The organism is Porphyrobacter sp. GA68, from assembly GCF_022605525.1.
In the GTDB taxonomy this organism is placed as follows: Bacteria; Pseudomonadota; Alphaproteobacteria; order Sphingomonadales; family Sphingomonadaceae; genus Qipengyuania_B.
Genome location: NZ_JAKQYJ010000001.1, coordinates 608,271 through 623,959 on the forward strand (window position 1 = coordinate 608,271; position 15,689 = coordinate 623,959).

A 15,689-nucleotide genomic window follows, 5' to 3' on the forward strand; every position below is an offset into this window, starting at 1 on the left:
AGTGGCGCGTTTCACGGGCAAAACGGTGATCGTGACCGGTTCGGGCAAGGAGCGTGGCCTCGGCCAGGGCATCCTGCAACGCTTCGCGGATGAGGGTGCCAACTGTGTCGTGTCGGACCGGCTGATCGACGAAGAAGCCAAAGGTGTTGCGGACAGCTTGCGCGAGCGCGGAGCGCAAGTAGCGGAAATTGCCTGCGATGTGGCGGACGCGCAGCAATGCCGGACGCTGGTGGCGCAAACTGTGGAACGCTTCGGCACAGTGGACGTGTTCGTCAACAATGCCGGGGTGGGATTCAAGATGCGCCCCCTGCTCGAGGTCGACACTTCGGACGAGTGGGATCAGGTCCTCGCCGTCAATCTGTCGGGCGCCTTCTACTGCACGCAGGCGGCGGCGAGGACGATGGTGGACCAGGGTGGTGGCCGCATCATCATGATCGCCAGCCAGGCAGCCAAGACCGGCTTCCCCCATCTGCCCGCCTATGTCAGCTCCAAGCACGGGATGATCGGTCTTACCCGCGCCGCTGCGGTGGAACTGGGCCGGCACGGCATCACCGTGAACGCAGTCTGCCCCAACCATGTAACTACCGGGTTGGGCGAGCAGCAGAACGCCTATTTTGCCAAGCTCCTCGGCTTCGACAGCGTGGCGGCGTATCTTGCGAACATGGCAGCACGCAATCCGATGGGTCGGGCGGGCCTGCCGACAGATACGGCCGCCGCTGTCGCCTGGCTTGCAAGCGACGAGGCGTGCTACATCACCGGAGAGGCGCTGAACGTTTCAGGCGGGGAGGAAATGCACTGATGCCGCTGAGCGAGGAACGCTTCGACTGGCCCGGCGGGGCGAAACTGGCTCTCTCCATCGTCGTGAACGTGGAAGAAGACAGCGAGATGACGGTCGCTCGTGGAGACCGCGGAATGGAGCCGGTCGATGAACTCGGCGTCCACCTGAAAGCTCCGATCCGCAACTACTCCAACGAGAGCAACTATCTTTACGGGATCAAGGCAGGTGCGCCGCGCATCGTCAAGCTTCTGAAACAATATGACTTCGCCGCCAGCTGGACTGTCGCCGCGCTGTCGCTGGAAAACCATCCGGCGATTGCCGCAGCGATCGTGGAGCTTGGCCATGAACCGGTCAGCCACGGTTGGCGGTGGGTCCACCAGTTTCGGATGTCCGAGACGGAGGAGCGCGCTTTTATCCGTCGCGCCGTGCAAAGTATTGCGCAAAGCTGCGGCCAGCGGCCGCTCGGCTGGCTGTCGCGCTACCTGCTGACGGACAATACCCGGCGCCTGCTGATCGAAGAGGGCTTCACTTATCACATGGACGATTATTCCGGAGACGTTCCCTTCTGGGATCGCGATACTGTGCCGGAGCGTCCGATCGTGATCGTGCCCTATCAGCTCGATAGCAATGACATGAAGATGTGGACCGACCCGGCGCTGACGCCGGACCAGTGGCTCGCCTACGCCAAGGCAAACTTCGATCAGCTTTACCGCGAGGGGCAGGCTGGCAATCCCAAGATGATGAGCCTTGGCCTGCATCTCAGAATCATCGGGCGACCCGGTCGGATCTGGGCACTGGAGGCATTCCTGCGCCATGTGCGCGAACATCCCGATGTGTGGGTGACGACCCGCAGGGCCATTGCCGAGCATTTCGCAGCGCAGCGTCCGGCATGACCCTCCGGCTGGAGATTGCGGGCCATCGCGCCACCTTGCTGATCGACCGCGCGGCTCGGCGCAACGCCTTTACCATGCAGATGTGGCAGGATCTGCCTGATTTGGTGCACCGTGCAGCTGACGATCCTCAGGTTCGGGCGCTGGTGATCCGCGCGGCCGAGCCGGGGTGTGCTTTCAGCGCGGGAGCGGACATCGGGGAACTGCTCGCCAACAAGGATGACGATGCTTGGCGCGAGGCAAACCAGACCGCGATCAACCGGGCGCAGTACGAATTGGCGCGGCTATCTGTGCCGGTAGTCGCTTTGGTCGAAGGGGATTGCATCGGCGGCGGGTGCGGCATCGCGCTTGCCTGCGATCTCAGAGTGGCGACGCCGGCCGCGCGGTTCGGCATCACCCCTGCCCGCCTGGGCCTCGTTTATCCCCTGCACGATGTGAAGTTGCTGGTGGATCTTGTCGGGCCGGGTCAGGCGAAGCGGATGCTTTACACCGGGGCTCTGCTGAGCGCGGAGGAAGCAGAGCGGATCGGCCTGGTGGAGGAGCTCGCCGACGACGCGGAAGCGCTGGTCCAAGGGATCATCGCTGCTTCGACTCATTCCGTCCGCTGGGCCAAGCGTTTCGTCCGCCGGGTACTTGATGGTCAGACGGAAGATGACGCAGAGACCCTGGCGGTGTTCGCTCAGGCGTTCACCGGCCCGGACTTCGCGGAGGGCACAGCCGCCTTCATTTCCAAGCGACCGACAGAGTTTCGATGACGATCGTCCACGGCACCATCCTTGGCGGCCTGTCGACGGTGCCCTCGCTCGAACTGGGTATCCGTGCCTACCGCGACGTGCTGGGACTTTGCCTGGAGGAGCAAGGCTTGTTGTCGTCCGCGCTGGCGCGAAGCTGGGGCTGCGCCGCTAGTGCCGGCCTGCCCTACGCTGCGCTTCGCCCGCAAAGTGGCGAGCCCTGCTGGCTGCGCCTGGTGGAACAGGCGCCCCACGCCGGCTTTCGGCCCACCACCACTTTTGGCTGGGCGGCGTTCGAACTGACGGTCGAGGATGTCTGGCGCTGGCCCGATGCGCTGCCGCCGGACTTGTTCACTGTAGTTGGCCAACCCAGAACGCTGGAGAACATGGAGCCCGCGTTCATTCCGATGCAGGTGCTCGGCCCCGGAGGCGAGATGCTGTACCTCAACCAGGTTCTGCGCGACATGCCCGGCAGCGACCTGCCCCGCGCCCGTTCGCCGGTCGACCGCATCTTCATCTGCGTGCTCGCCGCGCGGGATCGGGAGTCTAGCGTGCGCTGGTATATCGAGCGCCTCGGGCTGGACCGCGGGGCGGATTTCACCATACCATATTCAATGATCAACAAAGCGTTCGGCCTGAGGCTGGACACTCAGACAACGCTGACCATGGTGTCGAGCGGCCGGTTGCCGGTGGTCGAAGTGGATGATTATCCCCCAGCGGCGCGGGAGCGGGCGCGGCACGACGGCCATCTGCCGCCCGGCAATGCGCTGGTGACACTGGCGGTGAGAGACCTTGCCGCCTGCGCGATCGAGTGGATCGCGCCGCCTGCGTACCACGCTGGAGCAATGTACGCCGGCCGCAAAGCCGGCACCGCCGTCGGGGCAGCGGGCGAGCTGGTCGAACTGGTGGAGACCGGCTGATGCCGCTTTACGCCTGCTGGTGCCATGACGGTCCGGACGGCGTAGTCCTGCGCGAGCGGCACTTGGCGGCGCATCTTGCTTATGTAGAGGCCAACATAGGCCGCTATGCGGTAGCGGGTCCGCTGAGGACGGGCGGGGCAGTCACAGGTTCCCTGCTCGTCGTCATGGCAGACAGCGCCTCCCGCGCCCGCCGTTTCCTTGAGTGTGACCCTTACTTCAAGGCAGGCATTTGGGCCAGGATGGACATCCGCGCCTTTGCCGCCGTTGCCGGTCAGTGGGTTGGCGGGGCCGCTTGGCAACGAGAGGGCTCAGGGCAGCAACACCGTTGAACCGGTGGTGAGTCGCTCTTCAAGGTCGCGGTGGGCTTGCGCCGCGTCCTCTAGCGAATAGGTTTGCCCGATCGTCACGCGAACAGCACCTGTCTCCAGCATGTGCCAAACGCGCGCGGCACCAGCCGCGCGTTCGGCGGGTTCGGTATAGTAGTCGAACAAGGTCGGCCGCGTGTTGTAAAGCGAGCCTTTGCGCGCAAGAATGCCAAGGTTGACGCCCTCGACCGGAGCGTCCGCGTTGCCGTAGTTCACTATCAAGCCACGGCGACCGGTCGCATCGAGCGAAGCGTTCCACGTGGCCCGTCCTATGCCGTCGAAGGTGACGCGCACTCCGCGTCCGCCAGTCACTTCGCGCACGCGCGGCGCAACCTCTTCCTGAGAATACAGGATGACGTGATCGGCGCCGGCCCGCCTTGCGGCCTCCGCCTTGTCCTCGGTGGAGACGGTGCCGATAACCTGAGCACCGGCGTGCTTCAGCCATTGCACCAGGATCAGGCCGACCCCGCCCGCCGCTGCATGGACCAGCACAGGCCAGCCTGCTTCGACCCGCGCGCAGCGTTCCACCAGAAATTCCGCTGTGCAGGCCTTCAGGAGCGCCGCGGCAGCCGTCGCGTCATCAACCGCATCCGGCACGCGAAAAACGTTGGCCGCGGCGACGTTGCGATGGCTCGCATAAGCGCCGAGCGTCGGACCGAATGTCGCAACCCGATCACCTTCCTGGAAGTGGGTCACGCCGTGGCCCGTCGCGATGACGCGCCCCGCAGCTTCCAGCCCAAGCCCGCTGGGCAATTCAACCGGATAGATCCCGCGCCGATGATAGGTGTCGATGAAGTTCAGACCGACGGCCGCATGCTCCACCGCCACTTCTCCGGGCGCGGGATCGGGAAGCTCCTCGTCCCGCCAGTGGATCACCTCCGGCCCGCCGTGCTTTGCGATGACCGCTCGCCTCGTCTTCATCCCGCCTCCACTCGTTCGTCGTCGAAGCGAGGCGAGATTAGGCATGCACCAGAACTATTGGCAACACTTGTCCGGACCAATCGGTCGCCGGGAGTTCAGAAATGGCGCGTCACGGAGAAGCGCAGCCGAGGCGTTGCATCTCCGGTATCATAGCGTTCCCCTGACAGCGGCACCGCCATCTCCAGACCGGCGTCGGTGCGCCGGTCCATGTCAAAGCGCATCCCGGCACCGGTCGAAAACAGCGTTCCGCCGCCGAACCCGCCAGCAAGGTTGGTGACTTTCCCGCCATCGGCAAAGCTGTACACTTCCAGTGAGTTCAGCCCGGCGATGCTGTTGAACGCGTAATGCAGTTCGCCATACGCCATAGCGCCCTGATCCCCGGAACGTTCGCGATAGTCGTAGCCACGCACGAACGCCGCGCCGCCCAGCCCGATCTCCTCCACCACCAGCAGCGGTTCGCCGGCAAACTGACTGCGTACAGCGAGGCGCATGCCTAACGGGCCGGAGATCGGCCGGGTCCAGTCAGCAAACAGGCTCAGAGAAGTAAAGGTGCCATCGGCATCGTCGCGCGACGCCAGCGGATCGCCCGCCCGGGTCGCGTCAAAAACGTCCAGACCGCGCGTGACCCCGCCGCTGACCCGGATCGTGCCGCCAGCGATACGCGCGTTGCCATACCAGCCCAGTTCCGCCGTTGTGAGGCGGTCGCGCCGTACCAGATTGTCACGCCGATCCTGTTCCACTTCGCGCAGCGAGAGCGTGCCTTCCAGCCACAGGCTGGAGCGCCGTGACCGGATCACCGGGTGGAGGAGCGAAACCGTTGCCAGACTGCTGGTTCCCACGATGTCCAGACCACTCAGGTAAGACCCCGGCCGTGTCCGCGACAGCGACCCGGCGACGGCCATTTCCGTTCCGGCCCGGCTGATCCGGCGGGCATAGCGGACGCGGCCGAACATGATCTCCTCCACCTGCGGCACCGCCACCAGGCCGAACATCTCGAGACTGTCCGCATCGCCGAACACGCCGCTCCACCGCGCAGCGCCAAGCAGTTCCAGCGGGCCCACCGGTTTGGTGCTGTCGTTGTCGAGGGCAAGCCACAGGCGGAAGGGTTGCTCGCGCACCTCCACCACAAGGATGTTGCGCCCTGCCTCGCGCAGGATCCGCGCTTCCCCCAGCCTGACCCCGTCGACATCGCCGGCGATGAGCAGCGCACGCTCCAGCTGTCTGGCGGCAACCGGGCGGCCGGTGGCCAGCACCTCCAGCGACCGCAGCACGGCGCCATTGTCGGCTCCCTCCAGCCGAACTTCGTCCACCCGTCCTTCGTCCACCCGCACGCGCAGCACGCCCGTCCGCACTTCCTGCGGCTCTATGGCGACGCTCGCCAGCGGAAAGGTCTGCCGCGCGCGGGCGGCGAGGCGATCGGCCAGCTCGGCCAGTCCGTCGGGGTCGAGTACGCGGCCAAGGTATGGCTCCACCACATCGGTGAACGCGGCCTGCGACAGCACTTCCAATCCGTCGATGGCAACCGCCCCTACGGCAAAGCCGGCCGCCGCCGGAACCGGCGCGGCCGGCTGACGGGTCACAGGAACGGCACTGTCCCGCTGTTCGGCCAGCGTATCGGGCGTGCGCTCCTCCACCCGCGTCGGATTCGTTCGGTCGAGCACGGACTGGGCCGCTGCCGGAACGGCGCAGGCGATAGTCATCAAGGCAGTGGAAAGTAGCAGGGGAAAACGCAAAGAAGCCTCGTCGGTTTGCTGCTGTTGGCGCGCTCCCTTCTGCGGCTTAAGAGTGTAGAAATCATAAACAAAAGGGTTTTTGGTAACCATCTATCCTAAAGGGATTTGCATACTTCGCCGCGAGAATGTGACCGTTCCAAAAGGAGTGCGGTAATGTTTTCGCGTGCAACCCGAATCGCTCTGGCGGTCTTTCTCGCCGGCAGCAGCACACAGGCAGTGGCGCAGGCGACCGGCTGGACGGTCAGCGAATCGAGCGGCGCGGTCTTCGTTGAACGCGCGGGAGAGCGGACCGCCGCGCGCCGTGGTACGGCCCTGAGTGCGGGAGATACCGTCGCCACTGGCGAAAACGGGCGCGCGGTGCTGGTGCGCCAGCAGAACTTTGTCACGGTAACAGCCAACAGCCGGATCAGCGTTCCCGCCGCCACAACCGAATCGCAGATGACCCGCTTTTTCCAGAGCGTCGGCAACGCGATCTTCCGCGTGGAGAAGCGCGCCCGCGCCCACTTCTCCGTCGACACGCCATACCTTGCCGCCGTGGTGAAGGGCACGACCTTCTCGGTAACGGTGGGCGCAGAGGGGTCATCGCTTCAGGTAACCGAAGGCATAGTGGAGGTGTCCACGGTGGACGGCGGCGCGCGCGATCTGGTGCGGCCCGGATCGATCGCCATGATCAGCGCGGCGGACATGTATCGCCTGAACACGCTTGGCGACCAGCCGCGGGTTATCGATTCACCTCTGCGCGGCCAGAGCGACACTGCGCCCGCAGGCACGGTTCCTTCCGCCGCAGCGCCGACGCCGGTTCCGGGCTTTGCTCCGGCCAGCTTCTCCGCGACCAGTGCGCCGGTCGTTGCGGTCGCGATCGCCAGCAAGCCCGGCGACCTTGGCGCGCTGACGGGCGGCCTCGTTGTCAACGAAAGGGCATCGGAACTGGCGACCGCCCTGGCCCGCCCAGAGACGCGGCCAGCCAATCCTGCTGCGGTTGAGCCGCCTCCGGCAACCAGCGGCACCGCCCCGATTGCCGATCCTCCGGCAAAAGAGGCGGACAAGCCTGCCGCGCCCGCCCAAGACAGCAAGCCAGCCCCTGTGGAACCTGCTCCGGCACCCGCCAAGCCCGACAAGCCCGACAAGCCCGACAAGGGTGACGATGCCAAGCCGGGTAAGGACAAGGATCAAGACGATAAGCCGGGCAAGGATAAGGACAAAGACGACAAGGGCGGTAAGGACCAGGACAACGACAAGCCTGGCAAGGAGAAGCCGAGCAAGGATGACGATGCCAAGCCAGGCAAGGACAAGGACAAGGACAAGGACAAGGACAAGGACAAGGACAAGGACAAGGACAAGGACAAGGACGATAAGGAAAAGGGGAAGGACGACAAGGGCGGTAAGGACGACAAGCCGGGCAAGGACAAGGATGACGACGATAAGTCGGGCAAGGGTGACGATGCCAAGCCTGGCAAGGATCAGGACGACGACAAGCCTGGCAAGGATAAGGACGACAAGCCGGGCAAGGATCAGGACGACGACAAGCCTGGCAAGGACAAGGACGACAAGCCTGGCAAGGACAAGCCGGGCAAGGATGATGACAGGTCTGGCAAGGACAAGCCCGCAAAGGGCAAGCCCGGCAGACACGGCAACGAACATGACAAGTGATCAGGAACGGGGAAGCCGGCGTGCTGACTAGTTTGCAGGCAAAGGCGGATCATGCGAGACGCAGGGATGGCGGTGCCCTCGCCTAAACAGCGGAGGTGGAGCCTGCCGCTCACCTTCGCGGCCCTCCTCATCGCAGGGGGAATGTGGCTCGCGGGGCTGACGCGCGGGGCCGAGAATGCGGCCGCCAGCCTCTTTTTCGCCGCGCAGGAACGGCCTGCGAGCGGGCAGTTGCACATCGTGGAAATCGACGCAGCAAGCATTGCCGCCGTTGATCGCTGGCCTTGGCCACGCAGGCATTACGCCGCCGTGGTGGACCGCCTGTCCGCCGCCGGCGTGCGCTCGATCACCTTCGACGTGGACTTCTCCAGCTCCTCCAACCCGGTCGATGATGGCGAATTCGCCGCCGCGCTGGCCCGCGCCCGGATTGGCGTGGCGCTGCCCACCTTTGCGCAAGCCGCAGGCGCGGGCGATCGGCGCGTGCTGGACGCGCTGCCCATTGCCGAGTTGCGCCCGCACGCGATCCTCGCCTCCGTCGCGGTTGCACCCGACCGGGATGGGCTGGTCCGGCGGATGCCGCTTGGAACCCAGACGGATGCCGTTCCCCGGCCGTCGCTCGCTGCGCATATTGCGGGGCGGCCCGGCGCGGTCGATCAATCCTTTCCGCTGGATCTGAGTATCGATCTCGCCACCATCCCGCGTCACAGCTTCACGGCAATCGAAAACGGCCGGTTCGATCCGCGTGCGCTGGCCGGCAAGGATGTTCTGATCGGCGCCACCGCGATCGAACTGGGCGACCGCTATGCCGTGCCGCGCTTCGGCGTGGTGCCCGGCGTGGTCATCCAGGGGCTGGCCGCTGAAACGCTGTATGGCGGAGTGCCGCGCCACGCAGGGCCGGTCATTCCCCTGCTGGCTGCCGCGGCAATGGCGCTGTTTGTGACGGGCGCAGGCACTCGCGGGGCCGTGTTCCTGACGAGCATGGCGGGGGCAGCGGGACTGGTCGGATTACAGTGGCTCGCCTGGCGAAGTGGCGGCCTGCTGTTCGACATCGTGCCGGCCTTGCTGCTGCTAACAATGGTGGCGGCCGCACGGCTCATGTTGCTGATGCTGGCGCAGGCCCGGCAGCGACGGCTGCATGACCCTGCAACAGGGCTTCCCAACCGGCTTGCCATGCAACGCAGCGACCAGGGCGGCCTCACCGTATGCGCCATGATCACCGGCTACGAACGGCTGTTGGCCGTGCTGGGGGATGCAACGCTCGCGGAACTGATCTGCCGGGTGGCCGACCGGCTCGCCATGAACGCCGGGGGCGCAGCGGTCTACCGGATCGAAGATCGCATGCTTGCCTGGTCCTCCCCAACGCGCGACGCCGAGCTGGAACACAGTCTTGCCGGGCTGCACGCGGTGATGCGCACCCCGGTCGAAGTTGCAGGCCGCCGTATCGACGTCCACCTGGCGTTCGGCATCGCCGAGCCTGGCGCGCTGACGGAGGCGGGACATTCCGCGAGCGAGGCACAGCGACGCGGGGAACGGTGGCATTACCACGAAGCGGCAGAAGAAGCCGCGCTGGAGCGGCAGGTGTCGCTGATGGGGGAGCTGGACACCGCCATCGCGAACGAGGAGCTCGCCGTTCTCTACCAGCCCAAGCTCCATCTTGCGTCGGGCGAAATCCGCAGTGTCGAGGCGCTGGTGCGCTGGCACCACCCGGAGCGCGGCTTTCTGAGCCCGGACCTGTTCATCCCGCTGGCCGAAGAAAACAACCGCATCGCGGGTCTTACGCTGTTCGTCCTTCATCGCACGCTGAAAGATCTGAAGAGCTGGGCGCAAGACGGCGTGATCCTGAGTGCGGCGGTCAACATTTCCGCTCGCCTGGTTTCCTCCGAAAGTTTTCTCGACGCGGCAAAGGCGATGCTCGTGCGCTACGCCCTGCCGCCGGGCCGTATCATCTTCGAAGTGACCGAGTCTGCAACCTTGGCGGATCCGGCCGCGGCGGCGGCGGCGTTGATGAAGTTCAACGATCTGGGCGTGCGCATTTCCATGGACGATTACGGCACCGGCCAGGCGACCCTGATCTATCTCAAGCAGTTGCCGCTGTCGGAACTCAAGATCGATCGCAGCTTCGTGCAGTGGGCGCATCAGAACCCGCACGATGGGCTGCTCGTCCGCTCCACGGTCGACCTGGCGCACGACCTCGGCCTGTCGGTGGTCGCCGAAGGGGTGGAGGAAGCGGCTTGCCTCCAGTTCCTGCGCGACGTGGGCTGCGATTATGCGCAGGGTTACCAAATCGGCAGGCCAATGCGTGCCGCGGAACTTTGCGCCATGGCACGATCCGCCGCCAACGCAGCTGAAACCGGGCCGCTGGCGGAGAGCGCGCAGCCGGCGGCTCGCGCGGCCATGGGCTGAACGGCAGCGGCTACGCCGAACGGCAATCCCCGCCGGCTGCAGAGGAACTGCGGGCAGTCAACGACATTCTTCGCGCCAGGTCGTGGCTAGCCAAGCCCCAGCCACCAGCGGATCACCATTGCAACCAGGCCGAGCGCCAGCACACTGCCGGCCCAGATGACCGCCATCCAGGCGAGGCGCTGCCACAGCGGACGCTCGGGCGGGTCGGGGGGTGCTTGCAGCATGGCGGCGCGATCCTTCAGGTCAGGCGCGGTGGCGCGGCGGGAATTGGACGCTGCGGGGTAGCGCAAGGATGCAGCGAGGCTTGCATGCGCCGGACCGCCGCCGCCCGTCAGAGCCGACTATCCGTTGCGAGGGGCAGGAGAGTGCGGCCAATTCAGTGATATCCTTCGTGCCCTACCTTGCCGCGGAACACCCAATAGGCCCACGCCGTGTAACCGATGATGAGCGGCATGGTGATAGCGACACCAATCAGCATGAAGATCTGGCTGCGTTCCGGCGCGGCGGCGTCCCAGATAGTGACGCCCGGCGGCACGATGTATGGCCAGATGGTGATGCCGAGACCCGCCATACCGAGGAAAAACAAGGCGATCGACAGCCAGAAAGGCTTGGAGTGCCGTTCAACCGACAGCGCGCGCAGCAGGGCCACGGCAATCACCGCGGTGAGGAGCGGAACGGGTGCGACATAGTAGATTTCGGGCGCAGACAGCCACCGCTGCGCATATTCGGCATTCAGCAGCAGGTTGTAAAGGCTGACCCCGGCCATCAGCGCGAAGGTCGCCCAGGCCGCCCGCTTGCCCAGCTTTCGTGCATGCTGCTGGCTCTCTCCGTCCAGCTTCCACACCAGCCAGGTCGCGCCCAGCAGGGCATACCCCGCCACTGTGCCCAGCCCCGTCAGCAGCGTGTACGGGGTCAGCCAGTCGAACCAGCTGCCCGCATACGCCCGGTCGACCACCGTGATCCCCTGCAACAACGCGCCCAGCGTCATGCCCTGCGCCATCGCCGCCACCAGCGAGCCGCCCGTGAACGCCGCGTCCCAATAACGGCGGTGGCCGGGATCGCGCCAGCGGAACTCAAATGCAACTCCGCGGAATACCAGGCCCAGCAGCATGGCGATGATGAGCGGGTATGTCGCAGGAAGGATAACGGCGTAGGCCAGCGGGAAGGCCGCGAACAGCCCTCCTCCGCCCAGCACCAGCCATGTCTCGTTGCCATCCCAGACAGGAGCGATGGAATTCATCGCCCGGTCCCGTTCCGGCCCGACATCAAAGGTCGGAAACAGGATACCGATGCCAAGGTCGAAACCATCCATCACGACGTAGGCGAACACCGCAAAGGCGATGATGAACGCCCATACGGTAGTCAGGTCGACGTTCACGCCCATCAGTCCTGCCTCTCCAGAACGGTCGTTCCACCGCGCGGCTGGGCGTTTGTGCCCTGAGTGAGGCCGGGAGTGATGCCGGCGGTCCGGATCGGCCCGGCGTCGCCCCGCTCCACCCCGCTCTCGTGCGCATGGGGCGGCTTGTGCATCAGGTGGAGGATGTACCACACCCCGATCCCGAACACGATGAAGTAGACGACGATGAACGCGATCAGCGACGTCGCCACCGCCGGCGCGTCCAGCGGACTTGCCGCGTCGGCGGTGCGCAGGACGTTGTACACGACGTAAGGCTGGCGCCCGACTTCGGTAGTGATCCAGCCCGCCAACACCGCAATGAACCCCGATGGCGCCATGACCAGCGCGGCCCTGTGCAGCAGCGGCCAGTCGTACAATCGCCCGCGCCAGCGCGCCCACAGGCTCCACAGGCCCACTCCCAGCATTGCAAAGCCGATGCCCACCATTACACGGAATGACCAGAACACGATCCCGACCGGCGGTTCCTCCTCGTCGGGGATCGTGTCGAGCCCGGCGAGCGGGGCGTTGAGATCGTGCTTTAGGATCAGCGACGACGCTTTCGGAATTTGAATGGCGTAATCCACCCGCTTCTCTGCGCTGTTGGGGATGCCGAACAGGATCAGCGGCGCACCCGCGGGGTGGCTTTCGAAATGCCCCTCCATCGCCATGACCTTTTGCGGCTGATGCTCCAGCGTATTGAGTCCGTGCAGGTCGCCGGCCACGATCTGGAGCGGCACGACCAGGGCGGCCATCCACATGGCCATGCTGAACATCTTGCGCGCATGCGCATTCGCCCGGTCGCGCAGCAGGTGCCACGCCGCCACCCCGCCCACCACGAACGCGGTGGTGATATAGGCGGCGAGCACCGTATGGACGAGGCGATACGGGAATGACGGATTGAAGATGATGTTCCACCAACTCGGCCCGGGCAGCAGCTGTCCGTTTGCGCCATATTCGAAGCCGGTCGGCGTATGCATCCAGCTGTTCACCGAGAGGATCCAGAAGGCGGAAACGAACGTGCCGATCGCCACCATGCAGGTTGCGGCGAAATGCAGCTTGCGGCCGACGCGCTCCATCCCGAACAGCATGACGCCAAGAAACCCTGCTTCCAGGAAGAACGCGGTCAGCACCTCGTACGCCATGGGCGGCCCGATCACCGGCCCCGCGATGTCGGAAAACCGCGCCCAGTTGGTGCCGAACTGGTAAGACATGACGATGCCGCTGACGACGCCCATGGCGAAGGCGATGGCGAAGATCTTCAGCCAGTATTTGAACAGGTCCAGATAGAGCGGCTTGCCCGTTTTCAGCCACAACCCCTCCAGCACCGCAAGGTAGCTGGCGAGTCCGATGGTGAAGGCGGGGAAGAAAAAGTGAAAGCTCACCGTAAAGGCGAACTGAATGCGAGCGAGCAACAGGGCGTCGAACTGGTCGAACATGATCTCACCCTCTTAGCCCTTATTGCGCACAGTCGCCATTGTGAAGATGGTGTCCGGTGATGCATGGTTTGCAACTGAAGTCGGGAAATATCGTCCCGCTCATCAGCGCTGTGGACAGCGGCGCAGTTTTGACTGAGATATCATTGTGTCCCCGCGCAGGCCAGCAAGGCTGATGGTCAGGCCCGACCTATTAAAGCCGGCCTCTACTACTACAAGGCCCGCATGTACTCGCCCACGCTGGGCCGGTTCCTGCAGACCGATCCCATCGGCTATGCGGATCAGGTGAACCTGTATGCCTATGTCGCAAACGATCCGGTCAATAACGTCGATCCAGACGGAAAGGCATTGGAGACACTTTGGGATGCGGCAAACATCGCCATGGGTGTCGCAAGCGCAGCGGGGAATGCTGCGGCAGGCAATTGGGGTAAAGCGGCAGTCGACGTAGCCGGTGTCGTGGTTGACACTGCAGCAGCTGTTGTTCCTGGAGTTGCGGGCGGAGCAGGAACGGCGATCCGTTCGGTGCGAGCAGAGCGCATGGCAGAAAACGCTGCAAGGGGCGCAAGAGGCGAAGCCGCAACGGCCGCAAGGCTTGGCAGTCGAATTTCGGGACGGCAGGTGACATTCAGAACTAGTGATGGAACTCGCACATGAGCAGATTTCGTAACGAGGGAGAAGGGAGTGGTCGAAACGAAGACCGGTGACGCGAAACTGACCAAAGGGCAAGAGAAGCTGCACAGCGATATCAACGCAGGACGCGAGGTTACCCCAGTTGGATGTAACGCGAGAGATGCCGGTCTTGAACCTGGAAAGCCAACTAGGATGACTAGTTGCTCGGTAGATAGGCCCTGTTGATGTCCCGGTGTAACGCTGCTTTTAAGAAGGCAATTCGCCTTAAATGTTATGACGCGCTCGAACGAAAGGGCTTTACACGCTTTGCTAGGGAGGGTGTAGATTTTCCCCTAGATACTGATTTCCATTGTTGGGTAGGATTAAATACTGGCCTTTACGCGGATCGAGTGGAAATCAATCCATTTGTAGGCGTGCATGTTGGTTCGATTGCGAAGATGCGTATGTTAGAAGGCGTCAAGTATGATAGGGGAATTGCAACATACGCGATAGCCATGGGTGAACTCTTGAATGCTCGAAACGAGCCAGCCTTCGTATTTACGCCGGAGCAAAGCGACGAATGTTTTGATTCAGAAGCTGAAAGGTTGGCCAATCTCTACGTTGGCTATGGCCTGACTTACGCTCGCTCGATTGCAAGTTACAAAGCTCTTGTGCCGCTTCTTGAAGGCCGGATCGAGATGTTAGGCGGGTATCCTGAGAAGCTTGCCTGTTGTCTCTATCTCATGGGAGAAGTTAGTCGCGCACGTGTTTTTGTCGAAACCTTCTTGGCGAAAGAGCCGGACTACTTCGAGGAATTTGCCGTCCCATTTCTGACGATGATCGAAAAGAGAGGCTGAACATTTCGGCCTGATGGGCCGAACATTTCGATGAACTTTACGCGTTGTCAACTCTTTCCCTCAAGCCCGGTTGGGCTAGGAAATCAGCCTGAAACCAGTGCCTTGGCCGTCGTTGAACGGACAGGGAGGGGGCGATCAGACCGTACGCATATGGGGAACAACTTCGCGCATACCCTCGCGGTGTCTCCGCTATTCCATCGCCATCTCCACCTCCCGCTTCAGCCCATCGATCGCCCCGATCTGCGCGCCATCGTGTAGGCCGAGGGCTTCGGTGAGCCTAGCGCGGCTGTCGGTGTAGAGTGCTACCGCATCCTTGGCGCGGCTGATGGCAACACAAACCGCCGGTGCATCGACGGCGTTGGCGCGGAAGCTCTCCAAGTGGACCATCACGCGATCGGCGGTGGCGCCTAGGGCGGGAGGGACCGTTCGCGCCCAACCCGGCCGGATATGGCGATCGGCGAGCCGGGAGAGGTCGAGCGCTTCGTGCTTGCCATCCTCGCGCTCGACCGTGATGCCGCCACGCTGCGGATCGATCCCGATGACGCTGGCGGTGTGCCCGTTGACGCGTCCGGCGCGTCGGTTGTTGCGGGTGAACTGGATGCGGTCGCGGGTGCGCGGTGGCGCTGCGGTCCCCGCTGCTGGCCCGTGCTGCCTCTCCCGCGACCTCTACGCCGACGAGCGTGGCTCGGTCGCGGCCATCACCGATGCCTTGAGTAATGCGCTGGCGATCAAGAGTGGTTCGGTTGGCCCGCTGCTTGATGGCCAGAGGGGGGGGAGAGATGCGAAGGAGGGCGCGACCTCTGTCTTCAGCTGTGCTGCGCCTGCGCCATTACTCAAGGGTAACTTTGCCCTGCCGGCTGGCCTTGATGCTTGGCGGTTGAGGCCCTACCCCCGGTTGATCATGACGTAGCCCGGCGCGAGAGTGCTCTCGTAAGCCGGAAGGGCATTGCAGGCTGAGCCGTCTTGGTAGTGGACCATGATCGCTTTGCCGAGCGAGGCGGCGCCC

At 64.1% G+C, this 15,689-nt stretch carries 15 protein-coding genes; 9 read left to right on the plus strand and 6 right to left on the minus strand.

Going from position 1 to position 15,689, the window contains the following annotated elements; all coding sequences use genetic code 11:
* The first annotated feature begins 1 nt into the window (after position 1).
* Genes LHJ54_RS02965 through LHJ54_RS02985 form a run of 5 tightly spaced genes read left to right on the plus strand, consistent with a single transcriptional unit; the run spans position 2 to position 3,648 of the window.
* The gene (locus tag LHJ54_RS02965; protein WP_228242456.1) at positions 2-799 is read left to right on the plus strand and encodes an SDR family NAD(P)-dependent oxidoreductase; all 798 of its coding nucleotides are present in this window, start codon (positions 2-4) and stop codon (positions 797-799) included.
* Positions 799-1,671: a polysaccharide deacetylase family protein gene (locus tag LHJ54_RS02970; protein WP_228242457.1), complete on the plus strand. Its 873-nt coding sequence runs from the start codon at positions 799-801 to the stop codon at positions 1,669-1,671. Before LHJ54_RS02965 ends, LHJ54_RS02970 begins: the two co-directional genes overlap by 1 nt.
* The gene (locus LHJ54_RS02975) at positions 1,668-2,423 is read left to right on the plus strand and encodes an enoyl-CoA hydratase/isomerase family protein (RefSeq protein WP_228242458.1); all 756 of its coding nucleotides are present in this window, start codon (positions 1,668-1,670) and stop codon (positions 2,421-2,423) included. Before LHJ54_RS02970 ends, LHJ54_RS02975 begins: the two co-directional genes overlap by 4 nt.
* Positions 2,420-3,319, plus strand: a complete 900-nt coding sequence (locus LHJ54_RS02980; protein WP_228242459.1) for a hypothetical protein — start codon at positions 2,420-2,422, stop codon at positions 3,317-3,319. The genes LHJ54_RS02975 and LHJ54_RS02980 overlap by 4 nt, the downstream gene beginning before the upstream one ends.
* Positions 3,319-3,648, plus strand: a complete 330-nt coding sequence (locus tag LHJ54_RS02985; RefSeq protein WP_228242460.1) for a YciI family protein — start codon at positions 3,319-3,321, stop codon at positions 3,646-3,648. Before LHJ54_RS02980 ends, LHJ54_RS02985 begins: the two co-directional genes overlap by 1 nt.
* Here the strand turns inward: LHJ54_RS02985 and LHJ54_RS02990 are convergent.
* The gene (locus LHJ54_RS02990) at positions 3,628-4,605 is read right to left on the minus strand and encodes a quinone oxidoreductase (RefSeq protein ID WP_228242461.1); all 978 of its coding nucleotides are present in this window, start codon (positions 4,603-4,605) and stop codon (positions 3,628-3,630) included. The genes LHJ54_RS02985 and LHJ54_RS02990 overlap by 21 nt on opposite strands.
* A gap of 95 nt (positions 4,606-4,700) precedes the next feature.
* Positions 4,701-6,305 carry a ShlB/FhaC/HecB family hemolysin secretion/activation protein gene (locus LHJ54_RS02995; RefSeq protein WP_228242462.1) on the minus strand — a complete coding sequence of 535 codons (1,605 nt, stop codon included), beginning with the start codon at positions 6,303-6,305 and terminating at the stop codon, positions 4,701-4,703.
* Positions 6,306-6,491: 186 nt separating this feature from the next.
* On the opposite strand from LHJ54_RS02995, the gene LHJ54_RS03000 reads away from it, so the two are divergent.
* Together LHJ54_RS03000 and LHJ54_RS03005 are read left to right on the plus strand one after the other, a co-directional pair.
* Positions 6,492-7,988 carry a FecR family protein gene (locus tag LHJ54_RS03000; protein WP_228242463.1) on the plus strand — a complete coding sequence of 499 codons (1,497 nt, stop codon included), beginning with the start codon at positions 6,492-6,494 and terminating at the stop codon, positions 7,986-7,988.
* Between the two features lie 51 nt (positions 7,989-8,039).
* Positions 8,040-10,388: a bifunctional diguanylate cyclase/phosphodiesterase gene (locus LHJ54_RS03005; protein ID WP_228242464.1), complete on the plus strand. Its 2,349-nt coding sequence runs from the start codon at positions 8,040-8,042 to the stop codon at positions 10,386-10,388.
* Between the two features lie 86 nt (positions 10,389-10,474).
* Here LHJ54_RS03005 and LHJ54_RS03010 read toward each other — a convergent pair whose 3' ends face one another.
* The 3 genes from LHJ54_RS03010 to LHJ54_RS03020 form a co-directional block, all read right to left on the minus strand.
* Positions 10,475-10,612 (minus strand): DUF2474 domain-containing protein, encoded by a 138-nt coding sequence (locus LHJ54_RS03010; RefSeq protein WP_228242465.1) that lies wholly within the window; start codon positions 10,610-10,612, stop codon positions 10,475-10,477.
* A 152-nt stretch (positions 10,613-10,764) separates the two neighbouring features.
* On the minus strand, positions 10,765-11,772 hold the full coding sequence (gene cydB / locus LHJ54_RS03015) for a cytochrome d ubiquinol oxidase subunit II (RefSeq protein WP_277754018.1): 1,008 nt from the start codon (positions 11,770-11,772) through the stop codon (positions 10,765-10,767).
* Complete coding sequence (locus LHJ54_RS03020) at positions 11,772-13,220, minus strand: cytochrome ubiquinol oxidase subunit I (protein WP_228242467.1); 1,449 nt, start codon at positions 13,218-13,220, stop codon at positions 11,772-11,774. The genes cydB and LHJ54_RS03020 overlap by 1 nt, the downstream gene beginning before the upstream one ends.
* 132 nt (positions 13,221-13,352) lie before the next feature.
* Between LHJ54_RS03020 and LHJ54_RS03025 the strand changes: the two genes are divergently transcribed.
* Positions 13,353-13,871 carry an RHS repeat-associated core domain-containing protein gene (locus tag LHJ54_RS03025; RefSeq protein ID WP_277754082.1) on the plus strand — a complete coding sequence of 173 codons (519 nt, stop codon included), beginning with the start codon at positions 13,353-13,355 and terminating at the stop codon, positions 13,869-13,871.
* Between the two features lie 365 nt (positions 13,872-14,236).
* Complete coding sequence (locus tag LHJ54_RS03030) at positions 14,237-14,683, plus strand: hypothetical protein (RefSeq protein WP_228242468.1); 447 nt, start codon at positions 14,237-14,239, stop codon at positions 14,681-14,683.
* 189 nt (positions 14,684-14,872) lie between these two features.
* On the opposite strand, the gene LHJ54_RS03035 is transcribed toward LHJ54_RS03030, so the two are convergent.
* Positions 14,873-15,073, minus strand: a complete 201-nt coding sequence (locus LHJ54_RS03035; protein ID WP_228242469.1) for a hypothetical protein — start codon at positions 15,071-15,073, stop codon at positions 14,873-14,875.
* Between the last annotated feature and the right edge of the window lie 616 nt (positions 15,074-15,689).